General features: G+C 62.2%; 12 protein-coding genes. 9 read left to right on the top strand and 3 right to left on the bottom strand.

The genetic code is table 11. The annotated features are described in order from the left end of the window. Positions 1-52: 52 nt before the first annotated feature. Positions 53-1,330: an acetyl-CoA C-acetyltransferase gene (locus AC07OP_RS26595; protein WP_074848679.1), complete on the bottom strand. Its 1,278-nt coding sequence runs from the start codon at positions 1,328-1,330 to the stop codon at positions 53-55. A 103-nt stretch (positions 1,331-1,433) separates the two neighbouring features. Between AC07OP_RS26595 and AC07OP_RS26590 the strand changes: the two genes are divergently transcribed. From AC07OP_RS26590 to AC07OP_RS26570, 5 genes are all read left to right on the top strand, one after another. Next, entirely contained in the window at positions 1,434-2,777 is a 1,344-nt protein-coding gene (locus tag AC07OP_RS26590) for a 3-oxoacyl-ACP reductase (protein ID WP_495102684.1), read from the top strand. A gap of 2 nt (positions 2,778-2,779) precedes the next feature. Further along, positions 2,780-3,634, top strand: coding sequence for a MaoC family dehydratase (locus AC07OP_RS26585; protein ID WP_495102683.1), 855 nt, complete (start codon positions 2,780-2,782; stop codon positions 3,632-3,634). Positions 3,635-4,092: 458 nt separating this feature from the next. Continuing rightward, positions 4,093-4,269, top strand: a complete 177-nt coding sequence (locus AC07OP_RS26580) for a hypothetical protein (protein ID WP_495102682.1) — start codon at positions 4,093-4,095, stop codon at positions 4,267-4,269. Continuing rightward, entirely contained in the window at positions 4,242-5,507 is a 1,266-nt protein-coding gene (locus tag AC07OP_RS26575; RefSeq protein ID WP_495102681.1) for a collagen-like triple helix repeat-containing protein, read from the top strand. Before AC07OP_RS26580 ends, AC07OP_RS26575 begins: the two co-directional genes overlap by 28 nt. Before the next feature lie 184 nt (positions 5,508-5,691). Further along, positions 5,692-7,374 carry a ShlB/FhaC/HecB family hemolysin secretion/activation protein gene (locus AC07OP_RS26570; protein ID WP_495102680.1) on the top strand — a complete coding sequence of 561 codons (1,683 nt, stop codon included), beginning with the start codon at positions 5,692-5,694 and terminating at the stop codon, positions 7,372-7,374. A 33-nt stretch (positions 7,375-7,407) separates the two neighbouring features. On the opposite strand, the gene AC07OP_RS26565 is transcribed toward AC07OP_RS26570, so the two are convergent. Then, positions 7,408-7,812 (bottom strand): response regulator, encoded by a 405-nt coding sequence (locus AC07OP_RS26565; RefSeq protein WP_065940961.1) that lies wholly within the window; start codon positions 7,810-7,812, stop codon positions 7,408-7,410. Between the two features lie 54 nt (positions 7,813-7,866). After that, entirely contained in the window at positions 7,867-8,058 is a 192-nt protein-coding gene (locus AC07OP_RS26560) for a Flp family type IVb pilin (protein WP_065940960.1), read from the bottom strand. Positions 8,059-8,374: 316 nt separating this feature from the next. On the opposite strand from AC07OP_RS26560, the gene cpaB reads away from it, so the two are divergent. The 4 genes from cpaB to AC07OP_RS26540 are packed head-to-tail and all read left to right on the top strand — an operon-like array spanning position 8,375 to position 13,006. After that, the gene (cpaB, locus tag AC07OP_RS26555; RefSeq protein WP_495102679.1) at positions 8,375-9,319 is read left to right on the top strand and encodes a Flp pilus assembly protein CpaB; all 945 of its coding nucleotides are present in this window, start codon (positions 8,375-8,377) and stop codon (positions 9,317-9,319) included. 20 nt (positions 9,320-9,339) lie between these two features. Beyond that, on the top strand, positions 9,340-10,554 hold the full coding sequence (locus AC07OP_RS26550; protein WP_495102678.1) for a type II and III secretion system protein family protein: 1,215 nt from the start codon (positions 9,340-9,342) through the stop codon (positions 10,552-10,554). Beyond that, entirely contained in the window at positions 10,551-11,738 is a 1,188-nt protein-coding gene (locus AC07OP_RS26545) for a CpaE/TadZ family protein (protein ID WP_495102677.1), read from the top strand. The genes AC07OP_RS26550 and AC07OP_RS26545 overlap by 4 nt, the downstream gene beginning before the upstream one ends. Beyond that, the gene (locus AC07OP_RS26540; protein ID WP_141156653.1) at positions 11,735-13,006 is read left to right on the top strand and encodes a TadA family conjugal transfer-associated ATPase; all 1,272 of its coding nucleotides are present in this window, start codon (positions 11,735-11,737) and stop codon (positions 13,004-13,006) included. The genes AC07OP_RS26545 and AC07OP_RS26540 overlap by 4 nt, the downstream gene beginning before the upstream one ends. The last annotated feature ends 2 nt before the right edge of the window (positions 13,007-13,008 follow it).

Genomic DNA, 13,008 nt, shown 5'->3' with positions numbered 1-13,008 from the left:
TACCGACCTCTGACCACTCAAGAATGCATCCAATATGCCAATTTCGACGAATTCAACGTTCGATGATCGCCGTTACGCCCTGGCCGCCGGCGGCGCAGATCGAAATCAGCCCGCGCCCCTTGCCCGCCGCGTCGAGCAACTTGGCCAGGTTGGCGACGATGCGCCCACCGGTGGCGGCAAACGGATGCCCGGCCGCCAGGGAACTGCCCTTGACGTTCAGGCGGCTGCGATCGATGGCCCCTAACGGGGCGTCCAGCCCGAGGCGCGTCTTGCAGTAGTCCGCATCCTCCCAGGCCTTGAGCGTGCACAACACCTGGGCCGCGAAGGCTTCGTGGATCTCGTAGTAATCAAAGTCCTGCAGCGTCAGGCCATTCCTTGCAAGCAAACGTGGCACCGCATACACCGGCGCCATCAGCAGGCCTTCGGCGCCGTTGACGAAATCCACTGCCGCCGCTTCGCCATCGCGCAGGTACGCCAGGATCGGCAAACCACGCGCCTGGGCCCACGCCTCGCTGCCCAACAGCACCAGAGATGCACCGTCGGTGAGCGGTGTGGAATTGCCGGCCGTGAGCGTGCCTTTTTCGCTGCGCTCGAACGCGGGCTTGAGCGCGGCGAGTTTCTCCAGGCTCAGGTCGGGGCGCAGGTTGTTGTCGCGGGTCAGGCCCAGAAACGGCGTGAGCAGATCGTTATGCCAGCCTTCGGCATAGGCAGCGGCCATTTTCTGGTGACTCTCGAGGGCGAGTTGATCCTGCTCGGCACGGGGAATCTGCCAGGTCTGTGCCATCAATTCGCAATGCTGGCCCATGGACAAACCGGTGCGCGGCTCGCCATTACGCGGCAGCTCAGGCTTGAGGTGCTGGGGACGAAGTTGTAACAGAACTTTTAATTTATCCGCCATGGACTTGCTGCGATTGGCTTGCAGCAGGATCTTGCGCAGCCCTTCATTCACGCCGATAGGCGCATCGGACGTGGTATCCACCCCTCCGGCAATCCCGCATTCAATCTGGCCCAGGGCGATCTTGTTGGCCACCAGCAACGCCGCCTCGAGCCCCGTGCCGCACGCCTGCTGAATGTCATAGGCCGGGGTTTGCGGCGACAGGCGTGAACCCAGCACGCATTCACGGGTGAGGTTGAAGTCGCGGGAATGCTTGAGCACCGCGCCGGCGGCCACCTCGCCCATGCGCAGGCCGTGCAGGTTGTAGCGCTCGATCAGGCCCTCCAAGGCCGCGGTCAGCATCGCCTGGTTGCTCGCCGTGGCGTAAGGGCCATTGGAGCGGGCGAAGGGAATGCGGTTACCGCCAATGATCGCTACACGGCGCAATTGAGTCATGGAAAGCTCCCTGTCGGTTGTGGTCTGGATAACTGAGCCTAGTCGAACGACTGCTACCCTGGGATGGTCAACCCTTTGAACCCCAGCCTTCGGAGAGCGTTCCATGTCTGACCGTTATATCGACTTCGCCAACTCAAGCCTCGGCCATCGCCTGGTCGCCGCCCTTGGCCTGCCGTCACCGGTACGCCTGGAACGCTGGCAAGCCGGGCGCCTGCGCCCGGTGGAAGGTGCGCTGTTACTGGGTGGTGGCGCGCTGGCAACGAACGTGAAAGCGTTTGCCAACCGGCTCACCGACGCCATTTACACGTACGGCGCCGACACTTCGAACTGGATTCCCGGCCACGGCCCTAAGCTCAAGGCCGTGGTGTTCGATGCCAGCGACCTGCAACACACCGACCAGCTCAAGCAACTGCGTGAGTTTTTCCAACCGTTGCTGAAAAACCTGGATAACAGTGCACACCTGGTGATCCTCGGCCGCGCGCCGGAAAGCCTCAGCGACCCGTTCGCCGCCAGCGCCCAGCGCGCCCTCGAAGGTTTCAGCCGGTCACTGGCCAAGGAACTGCGCAACGGCGGCGTGCTGCAATTGCTCTACGTCGGCGACGGTGCCGAAGACCAACTGGAAGGCGCGCTGCGCTTCTTCCTCTCACCGAAAAGCGCCTATATCTCCGGCCAGGTGATTCGCCTCAAGGCCTGTGCCACGCCCGTCGAAGACTGGACTCGCCCCCTCGCCGGGCGCAAGGCATTGGTCACCGGCGCAGCCCGTGGCATTGGCGCGTCCATCGCTGAAACCCTGGCCCGCGACGGCGCCGAAGTGATCCTGCTCGACGTGCCCCAGGCCAAGGCCGACCTCGAGGCCCTGGCCGCACGCCTGGGTGCGCGCACCGTGGTGCTGGATATCTGCGCCGAAGACGCCGCCGGCCAGTTGATCGAACACCTGCCCGACGGCCTCGACATCCTAGTGCACAACGCCGGGATCACCCGTGACAAGACCCTGGCCAACATGACCCCGGAATACTGGGACGCAGTGCTGGCGGTCAACCTCAATGCCCCGCAAGTGCTGACCAAGGCACTGCTGGACAGCGGCACCCTGCACGACAACGCCCGTGTGGTGGTGCTGGCCTCCATCAGCGGCATCGCCGGTAACCGTGGACAGACCAACTATGCCGCGAGCAAGGCCGGCTTGATCGGCCTGGTACAGGCATGGGCGCCGTTATTAGAAGAACGCGGGATCAGTATCAACGCCGTTGCCCCAGGCTTTATCGAAACCCAGATGACCGCGCATATTCCATTCGCCTTGCGTGAAGCCGGGCGGCGCATGAGCTCGCTCGGTCAGGGCGGATTGCCGCAGGACGTCGCCGAAGCCGTGGCCTGGCTGGGCCAACCGGGGTCCGGGGCGGTCAGCGGGCAAGCGCTGCGGGTATGTGGGCAAAGTCTATTGGGAGCGTAAGCATGGATTGGCAAACCTTAGGCAGTACGCCGTTTCTGCCGCCGCTGTATTGGCGGGCAGCGCTCAAGCGCAAGATCACCGGCAACACACTGCCCGAGCAAGGGCTGCGCTGCCGGGTCGGCGTCAACCCCAGGGACGTAGCGGCCTATCGCAAGGTCTGCGGTTTTGTTGAGAGCCCTATCCTGCCGGCGACTTATCCACACATCCTGGCGTTCGGCTTGCAGATGCAGTTACTCACCGCCAAGGCCTTTCCCTTTCCGCTGCTGGGGCTGATTCACCTGAGCAATCGCATCCGCATCCATAGGCCCCTGGGCAGCATCAACGAAATGTTCATCGGCGTACACGCGCAAAACCTCCAGCCCCACGCCAAGGGCGCAACGTTTGACGTGGTGACCTGCGCCGAGGATTCTCTGGGCGTGTTGTGGGAAGCCGAGAGCCGGATGCTCTGTCGCGGCGTGAAACTCGACGGCGACGCGGCGGATGACACGCACCCTGCACCTGTACCTGCACAGGTCAGCGAGCTGACGCGCTGGACAGCCCCCGCCGATATCGGCCGCCGCTACGCGCGGGTATCCGGCGACTACAATCCCATCCACCTGAGTGCGCTGACCGCCAAAGGGTTTGGCTTTCCCCAGGCGATCGCCCATGGGTTGTGGAACAAGGCACGCACGCTGGCGGCCCTCGGTGAGCACCTGCCCGCCGCGAATGTGGAAATAGAGGTGGTGTTCAAGAAACCGGTGCGCCTGCCCAGCGAAGTGATACTGCACAGCAGCGCTGCCGGTTCCAGTGGTGAATTGTGGTTGAAAGGGGCGGGTGACATTGAACATATGGCCGGTAAGTGGCGGCCCATCGGGTAAAAACCCTGATTAATTGTATATATATGCCCTAAGTAATAGCGGACGTGTTCACGTCCGCTATTTTTATTCAACCCATTGAATCAAAACATATATATATCCTGATACACCCTCTCCCTACACCCTTCTCATTAATCACTAAGCGGATGTTTCGACCCTTCTATATAAATCGTTAATACCAACTTGAGCATTGAGAGAACGCCAACCTGGGTCTGTGATGAACACACGGACAAACGCATCGCTATCCAAGAAATAACGAGCGTTTGATGACAACCAAGGTTGTACAGGTGCAGGGAACTCAATCATGAAAACTCAAGTAGTGTTTTGGAGAGCAAGTACCGCGCTGGCCCTGGCAATAGCAATGACGCTGGGCGGCTGCAGCAGCGGTGGCGGCGGGCATCACAGCAGCGGCTCTGCGTCCTCGGACCCTGCTGCCACGGGTGGCACGGACGGCGGGACCGGTGGAGGAACAGGTGGCACTGGCGGCGGCACAGGCGGAACCGGTGGAGGAACCGGCGGCACGGGTGGCGGCACAGGCGGAACCGGTGGAGGAACCGGCGGCACGGGTGGCGGCACAGGCGGAACCGGCAGCACGCTGGTCACCGCAGACGTGGTCGACACCGTCGGCAGCACCGTAACCGATCTCGGCGGCACCGTCAGCAGCCTGGGCACCACCCTCGGCAGCCTGCCGATCGTAGGCGCAACCGCCGACGGCCTGGTGACCGCGACCGGCACCGCCGTGGGCAGTATCGGTGATGGCCTGTCGGAAGGCCTGGGCTCGCTGGGTACCGACAGCAACGCTTTGGGCACAACCCTCGCCGGCGTGGGCAACGGCGTTTCTGACCTGGGCGATGGGGTAAGCGTCACAGGGGACAACGTCGCCACCTTGCTCGGGAGAGTGCCGGTGGTGAGAACCGCCGCCCCAGCAGTGGGCGGCGTGGTCAATAAAGTCGGCAATGCCGTGACCATGCTCGGCGATACATTAAGCACTGCCAGCACTACCGGCCCGTTGGGTTCGGTCACGGATACCGTTGGCGCACGAGTCCTGGTACCCGTGGTGTCCCTGTTGGAAACCACCACCGGCAAAGTCGGCAGCACGACCGGCCTGGGCAACCCGGTCGGCGGCCTGCTGCAAAAAGTCGGCGGTACTGTCGACGGCCTGGGCGATAAAGTCGCCAGTACCGGCAACAATCCTGTGACTGACGTAGTAGGCAACGTGCTCAATGGCGTGGGCACCACGGTTGGCACGGCCAGCGGTTATGTCGCCTCGAACGGCGGCGGGACGGGTGGCAGCCCTAACTCACTGGGCCTGGCTGAACTGGTCGGCGGCGTGATCGCAGGCGCCAGCGGCGGCCTGAATGCGGGCAGTACCAATGGAGTGGTGAGCACTACCGGCGTCACAGGCGTCAAGGCCGGCGGCACCGTGGCATCCCTGGGTACCCTGCTCGGCGGCAATGGCGTACCGAACGCAACGGCCGGTGCGGCGGTTGCCCCGATCACCAACACCCTCGGCGTCGCACTCAACCCTGTCACCAGCGGTGTACAGAACCTCACCCAAACCGTCGGCGGGGCCACGGGCCTGGGTGCGCCGGTCAACGGGCTGGTCACCAACGTGGGCGGCGCGGTCGGCAGCCTGGGCGGACAAATCAGCGCTACCAACGCCAACCCGGTCACCAACGCCTTGGGCGGTACCGTGAGCGCAGTGGGTGGCACCGTGGCGTCGGTCGGCGGCCTTGTGACCGGCGGCACAAGCAGCGGTGGAGGCCTGCTCGGCGGCGGTCTCAGCGTGGGCGCCAACACAACGACCAGCGCAGGCGCCACGGCTAACGGTGGTGTACTGGGCGGGATTCTCGGTGGCCTGACCGGCACAAAATAGAATTGCACCTGGCCGATTAGACGGCCTCATCTACAGCGCCTACGCTTGGTTGAGACGAGAGATCCCATCCATCTCTCGTCTTTTTTATGGGCCATGAGAGGCCTATGAAAAACACCCGAACCGCGCCCCTGAGCCCGGCGGGCGTCTGCAAAACGCCGCTGCAGTTTTGACCATGGAGTGTCCTATGCGCGCTTTGACACCGTTGTTATTGCTCACCCTCAGTGCTTATGCACACGCCGATACTCTTCCCAGCTTCCTCAACAGTAACGACACCATCCGCAACCTGCCCGTACCCAACCTGCCCGCCGATGCCTACCGTCCGGCTCCCACGCAGACCCAATTGCCGGTGCCCGCCGACACAGCGGCGCAGCCCTTGCGGATGGACACCAACGTGACCATCCGCAAACTGCAGATCGACGGCGGCACGGTCTATCCGCTCAAGGACGTGGCCCAGGTCTTCGAGCCCTTGATTGGCCACGAAACCAACCTAGCGCAACTGATCGAGGCCACGCGCCGCATCACCCTGCGCTACCAGAAGGATGGCTACCTGTTGTCCTACGCCTTCCTGCCGGAGCAACGCTTCGAAAACGGCCTGGTGCGCGTGGTGCTGGTGGAGGGTTATATCCGCGATTACAACGTGCAGGGCGATATCGGTTCGGTGTCGTCCTACGTCGACAAGCTGGCACAAAAGCTCAAGGCCGAACGCCCGCTTACCCGCAAGACCTTCGAGCGCTATACCACCCTGATGAGCACCATCCCCGGGGTGACGTTGCAGGCTCAGGTACCACCGCCCGGCACCACCGATGGCGGCACCCACATGCAAATCAGCGCCAGCCGCAAACCCTTCACCACCAGCATGAGCCTGAACGAGAACAGCCGAGGCGGTACCCAGGCGCTCCTGACGGCCACCAGCAACGCGTGGACATCCATGGGCGAACAATTGAGCGTCAGTGGCCTGTTCCCACCGGGAGACGATAAAGAACATTACTACCGTGCCGCCTACAGCCAGTTCATCAATGCCGAAGGCACCCAGTGGGTGCTGTCGGGTGAACGCTACCGCGCCGATCCACGTACCCGCCTACAACTGGGCGGCGGCTTCGAACTCAAGCCACACCAGGCAATTGACCGTTACTCCATCGGCCTCAGCCACCCGTTGATCGCCTCGCCCAATGAGTCTCTGAACCTCGGCGCGCGCTATTACGCCGCCGACCAGACCACGCGCTACCAACTGGTGGGGTTCCCGCAACGCCTGGCGCTGCAAACCGACCTGCGCGCCCTGGCCGTCGAAGGCGACTGGCGCAAGGCCGACACCACCCAACTGCGCATCCTCAGCGCCGGGTTCTACCAAGGCACCCACGCGATGGGAGCCAAGGCCCGCAGCGACTTCGGCGGCCTCAAGCCCGACCTCGACTTCTTCCGCCTGCGCCTGTCCGGCGTGCAAAGCAACACGCTGTTCGGTAACTGGCAAGGCGTGGTTTCCGGCGCCCTCTACTGGAGCGACGACACCTTGCCCGACAGCGAGCGCGCCACCTTTGGCGGGCAGAACTTCGGCCGTGGCTACCCCGATGATCAAGGCTCCGGCGACAAGGGCTGGGGCATGGCCTACGAGATCAACTACAGCTACAACCGCGCCGGCGACTGGGTGCGCATCCTGCAACCCTACGTGGTGCTCGACCGCGCCCGGACCTGGTTCAACGACTTGCCGATCAAGCACAACGACCTGTCATCGGCCGCTGTGGGAATGCGCTTTGGCGACGCCAAGTACTACAACATCGCCCTCGAGGCGGCCAAGCCGATGTCAGACGTGGCACTCGACAACTTCAATCGCAAGCCGCGCTATATGTTGAGTTTCAGCTATCAGCTGTGACGCAGGCGCCTGTAGGAGCGAACGTGTTCGCTCCTACAGATAGCGTTTGGTTATGGGAAACAGACTGTTCAACGTATCGATCAACCGCACCAGGTAGATCGGCTTGCGAAACAGGTCCAGCACCTGCAGGCGCAGCATATCGCTGACGTCATCCATCTCGGCATGACCCGACATCACAATGACCGGCAGGTGCGAGCGTGAGGTGTGTTCGCGCAGGCGCTTGATCAGGGAGATACCACTTTCCTCGGGCATGCGCAGGTCGGTGATGACCAGGGCGATATCAGGGTTGAGGGTGAGTTCCTGCAGAGCCTCGGTGACGGAGCTGGCCGTGAAACAGACGAACCCTTCATTCTCGAGGGATTCGGCGAGCTCGATAAGGGCGTCCTCTTCATCGTCCACTAACAGGATTTGTTGCCGGGTCGGCGAAGAGGAACTCATGGGAAAAGTCCTGACACTGGTAATGCACTCAGGGTAGTCACACCACAGTATTGATCAAGTGCCGATGCCTGTCTGGATCGAAGTAAAAATAGCCTTAACTTTGGTACTGATGGGCGTCATGAACAGCCCGATCACCGCCGCACACATCGCCGCGACAATTGCATATTCGATACCTGAAGCCCCCTCTCTTTCATAGGAAAAAATCTGGATTTTGATAAACACCTTGCGAATGACATCAAGGAACATATGACTTCTCCTGCGCGCTCAAAGCGCCGATATAGAGGGCCTACAACATGATTCCGCCTTGCTGTTAGAGCATTGTCGGCAAATGCACTCCCAACAACTGTAATAAGCGACTAATCACAAAGTATTAGCCAACTCCATGGCGCCAAATCCGGCTGTTTCCAACTGAAGTACAGAATATTTCCCAGGGGGTAATGGCATTTCGTCCTAGCTGAACTACCTTCAAATAGCGAAATAGTTAGATGTTCAGCGTGAACTCATTGCGCAGTGACTGGATGGACCAGCCGGCAGGTTCTGCAGTAGGAAAGGGAGAGCCTTTATGAGCAGTCGCATCAGTATGATTCTGGCCGGATTACTGTTGATGGGTGCGCTGATTGCCGGCTATTGGGGCCTCGTGCTGAGCCGTCCGGAACCGGCAACCGCCGTCGTCACCCAACCGCTTGCCAGCGCCACTGCGGTCGCGCCCGCCGAAGACCCCACACGTCAAGCCGTGGTGGTGCTGACCCATGACGTGCCGCCCTTCGTAGCCCTCACGGCTGCCGACCTGGCCCTGGAAAAGCTGCGTACGGCCCCGGCAGGCAGCCTCACCACACTGGAACAAGCCATCGGCCGCGTGCCCTGGCGCAGCCTTGAGGCCGGCACGTGGTTGACCGAACAGAGCTTCGACGCCGGCGGGAGCCTCGCCCGCATGATCCGCCCCAATGAGCGCGCCCTGGCCGTTGCCGTGGATGAAGTCACCGGTGCCGGCGGGCAATTGAACCCCGGCGACTATGTCGACGTGATGCTGTACCTGCGCCAGGAAAACGGTAACCCGCAACCTTCGGCGCAAACCGTAATCCCTGCACTTCGCCTGCTGGGTGTGGGCGACCAACTGGGGCTGACCAATGACGGCAAACCCGGCTCCCCCGTGGCAACCACGGCGCAAGACAAAGCCAGGCAACAACAGAACCGCGCCAGCGCACGCACGGTGTTGCTCGCGGTTCCAGAGCAATTGATGACTCGGCTGGTGCTGGCGACCCAGGCAGGCGCATTGCGCCTGGCCGTGCGCAGCGCCGACGAACAACGCTTGAGCCTCTACTGGGCGGGCGACAATGACTCCCTGGTAAACCTCGACAATGCCAAGCGCGATCTCTACCAGTTCAATCAGTTGGCCTTTACATCCGCCCCCACCAACAACGTCAGTCCATCGGCGGCCAACGGCACGCCACGTCGCTCGAGTATCGAGGTGATACGCGGCAACCAGGTTACTCAACAAACGCCCTGATAGCGCTAAGGATGCCTTGAATGAGCAGTCGTTCCGTGCGGTTTTTTTCATGCGCTTTCTGGGCCCTCGTCATCCTGCTGGGGATCGGCAGCGCACAGGCGGCAACCGGCAACTGCAGCAGCCTGGGCCAATTGCCCGCTACGCTTGAAGTCGGTGAGGGCATGCAACAAGCCCTGCAATCCCCGGTGGCCATTACCCGGCTGGCCGTTGGTGATCCAAAAATCGCCGACGTTCAAGTCAACGGTAACCAGGCGTTCCTCCTCACCGGCGTCTCCCAGGGGGCCACCAGCCTGATGATCTGGACGGCATGTTCGAGCAGCCCACGCCAGAGCATGGTGTTCGTCAAAGGCAAAGCCACCTCGGCGCTGACCAGTCTGTCGCTGTCGCCCTCGGAAGATCCCTCGTTGCCCAGCCAGGTGCAGACCGACATCCGTTTTGTCGAAGTCAGCCGCTCCAAGCTCAAGGAAGCGAGTACCTCGATCCTGGGGATCGGCAAGAACTTCCTCATCGGCAGCCCCAACCTGACTGTGCCCAGTGCCGGCACGCTGGCCCTGCCAGTGAGCGCGTCCAACTTCAATATCGGTTTTGGCGGCGGGCGAGTCTCGGCCATGATCAACGCCCTGGAAAGCAGCGGCTTTGCCTATACCCTGGCGCGCCCCAGCCTGGTCGCCCTGAGCGGGCAAAGTGCAACCTTCCTCGCCGGTGGTGAGGTGCCGATTCCGGTGCCCAGCGCGGGCAGCGACACGATCTCCATCGAATACAAAGAGTTCGGTATTCGTTTGACCCTCACCCCCACGGTGGTCGACCGAAACCGCATCACCCTCAAGGTGGCCCCTGAAGTCAGCGAGCTGGACTACAGCAACGCGGTGCAGATCCAGGGCATCCAGGTCCCCGCCCTCACCGTGCGGCGTACCGACACCAGCGTGTCGCTGGCCGATGGTGAAAGCTTTGTCATCAGTGGCCTGATCAGCACCAACAACCGCTCCACCATCAACAAGTTTCCCGGGCTGGGCGATATCCCGGTGCTGGGGGCATTCTTCCGTGACGCCAACATCAGCCGCGAAGAAAAAGAGCTGCTGATGATCGTCACCCCGCACCTTGTGCAACCCCTGGCCGCCGACGCGCAGTTGCCCTCCCTACCCGGCGAAAAACTGCGCAGCTACGACCCGAACTGGTACCGCCTGTTCTTCCTCGAAAATGGCAACTTCGACCGGCGCACGGGGCTTTCCCAATGAGCGAGAGCCTGAGCCAGACATTTCTGGCCATCACGCGCAACAGCACAGACCTCGAATGGCTTCAGGGCGCTCTTGCACCGCTGGGCCAAGTGGTCAGCGCAGGGGGCAGCCTCGACGAGTTGCTGGCGCTGGTCGACGTGACCTTCGCCAACCTGGTCTTCATCGGCCTGGACCGAGAAAACGTCACCACACAGTGCGCCCTGATCGAAGGGGCACTGGAAGCCAAGCCCATGCTGGCCATCGTTGCGTTGGGCGACGGCATGGACAATCAACTCGTCCTCAATGCCATGCGCGCCGGCGCACGTGACTTTGTCGCCTATGGCTCGCGCTCCAGCGAAGTCGCGGGCCTGGTGCGACGCCTGAGCAAACGCCTGCCGGCGGTCACCCATACCACCCACCTGGGCGGTCTCACGGTGCTGTATGGCACTCAATGCGGTACCGACGGCGCATTGCTCGCTCTCCACCTGGCTCAGGTGGTGCAAAAAAGCGGGCAGCAAACTCTGGTGCTGGACCTGGGCCTGCCCCGGGGCGACAGCCTGGCGTTGCTGGGCCTGGAAAGCTCGTTTCACTTCGGGGATGCCCTGCGCCACTTGCGGCGCCTGGATGCGACCCTGATCAACAGCGCCTTCACCTCAACCGAAGCCGGCCTGCGCATCCTGGCCTACACCGACGGCGACGAAGCACTGGAGCAAACCAGCGCCGCCGAGCTGTATATGCTGCTCAGCGCACTGCGCCAACACTTTCAGCACATTGTGGTGAACCTTGCCGGGCAACCGGACAGCGAAGCGCTGCGCACCTTTGTCAGCCACTGCGACAAGCTGCTGTGGTGCACCGATCAAAGCGTGCTCGACTGCCGGCGCAACCTCGCGGTGCTCAATCGATGGCGCGAAAAAGGCATGAAACTGGAGCACGGACGCCTGCTGGTCGACCGCTATATCAAAGGCGCCGCTCCGGAGGCCGAAGCGCTGGGCAAAACCTTCGGCCTGGAGGTGATTGCCGTACTGCCCCTGAACGCAGAAATCCGCCTGAATGCCAAAAACCAAGGCCAGACCTTGTTTTCCCTGTCGCCACGGGAGCCGTTGACCCAAGGCCTGCGCACCCTCGGCGAACGTCTGGCCAAACGTTCCGAGGGCCTTGAGAAACCACCAGCCAACTGGCTCACCCGGCTCTGGAGCACAAAATGAGCAGCGAGAAACTGTTCGGCGTGCCGTTACGTGGCGCGCCAGGCACCACCGATCACGACGGCCTCAAGCTGGTCCTGCACCGCTACATCATCGATGCCATCGAGGAGTCGGGGAAAAACCTGCTGGAAGGCACCCGCCAAACCCTGGCGCAATTTGTGACGGATAAGGTCGCCGAGTACATCACCCGCATGCACCTGGCGGTCTCCCGCTACGAAATGGAGCGCCTTGCAGAAGAGCTTGTCGATGAACTCACCGGGTTCGGGCCGCTGGAGGTGCTGCTGCGCGACGCGTCCGTCACCGAAATCCTGGTCAACGGCCCCCATCGCGTGTTCATCGAACGCGATGGCCTGTTGCACCAGAGCGACCTGCGCTTTATCGACGACCACCACGTGGAGCGGGTCATGCAGCGCATCCTGGCGCCGCTGGGGCGGCGCCTGGACGAGTCGTCGCCGATGGTCGATGCGCGGTTGCCGGACGGCAGCCGGGTCAATGCGATCATTCCGCCGATTGCCCTGGACGGCCCCTGCCTGTCGATCCGAAAATTTCGCAAGGACATGCTCAAAAGCACCGACCTGATGGCCATGCAAACGATCGACCAGGCGATTTTCGAGTTCTTCCAGGAGTCCGTCGGCAAGCGCTGCAACATTTTGATCAGCGGCGGTACCGGCACGGGAAAAACCACGCTGCTGAACATCCTGAGCCAACTGATCAACCCCCATGAGCGGCTCGTCACCATCGAAGACGTGGCCGAACTGCAACTGGGCCACCCCCACGTGGTGCGCCTGGAAACCCGTCCGCCGAATGCCGAGGGGCACGGTGAAGTGAAGGCCAGCGACCTGATTCGCAACGCCCTGCGGATGCGCCCGGATCGCATCATTCTGGGTGAGATTCGTGGCGTGGAAGTGCTCGATGTCCTCACGGCGATGAACACCGGCCACGACGGTTCGATGAGCACCGTGCACGCCAACAACGCACAGGATGCGTTGCTGCGCCTGGAGACGCTGGTGGGTCTCACCGGTCGCGTGATCGCGGAAAAAACCCTGCGCCAGATGGTCTGCGCGGCACTGGATGTGGTGATTCAACTGACTCGCCTGCCCGACGGCCGCCGTTGCGTCAGTGAAGTGGTGGAAGTGGTGGGAGTGCGTGATGACGTGTATGTCACCAACACGCTGTTCCGCCATGACAAACGCACCGGATTCGGGTTCCTGCGCGATGCCGTCAACCCCGCCGGCGACAAACTGCGCCGCGAAATCCCCATGCCCCTGTAGGA

The organism is Pseudomonas sp. GW821-FHT09D08, from assembly GCF_059416305.1.
The sequence above is the reverse complement of the archived record's forward strand: the minus strand, read 5'-3'. Positions and strand labels throughout refer to the sequence as shown.

Bases quoted from the DNA above. Each gene is read 5' to 3' on its own strand.
- AC07OP_RS26545 (WP_495102677.1), top strand. From the start codon at position 10,551: ATGAGCGAGAGCCTGAGCCAGACATTTCTGGCCATCACGCGCAACAGC.
- AC07OP_RS26565 (WP_065940961.1), bottom strand. From the start codon at position 7,812: ATGAGTTCCTCTTCGCCGACCCGGCAACAAATCCTGTTAGTGGACGAT.
- AC07OP_RS26550 (WP_495102678.1), top strand. From the start codon at position 9,340: ATGAGCAGTCGTTCCGTGCGGTTTTTTTCATGCGCTTTCTGGGCCCTC.
- cpaB (WP_495102679.1), top strand. From the start codon at position 8,375: ATGAGCAGTCGCATCAGTATGATTCTGGCCGGATTACTGTTGATGGGT.
- AC07OP_RS26595 (WP_074848679.1), bottom strand. From the start codon at position 1,330: ATGACTCAATTGCGCCGTGTAGCGATCATTGGCGGTAACCGCATTCCC.
- AC07OP_RS26570 (WP_495102680.1), top strand. From the start codon at position 5,692: ATGCGCGCTTTGACACCGTTGTTATTGCTCACCCTCAGTGCTTATGCA.
- AC07OP_RS26590 (WP_495102684.1), top strand. From the start codon at position 1,434: ATGTCTGACCGTTATATCGACTTCGCCAACTCAAGCCTCGGCCATCGC.
- AC07OP_RS26560 (WP_065940960.1), bottom strand. From the start codon at position 8,058: ATGTTCCTTGATGTCATTCGCAAGGTGTTTATCAAAATCCAGATTTTT.
- AC07OP_RS26585 (WP_495102683.1), top strand. From the start codon at position 2,780: ATGGATTGGCAAACCTTAGGCAGTACGCCGTTTCTGCCGCCGCTGTAT.
- AC07OP_RS26540 (WP_141156653.1), top strand. From the start codon at position 11,735: ATGAGCAGCGAGAAACTGTTCGGCGTGCCGTTACGTGGCGCGCCAGGC.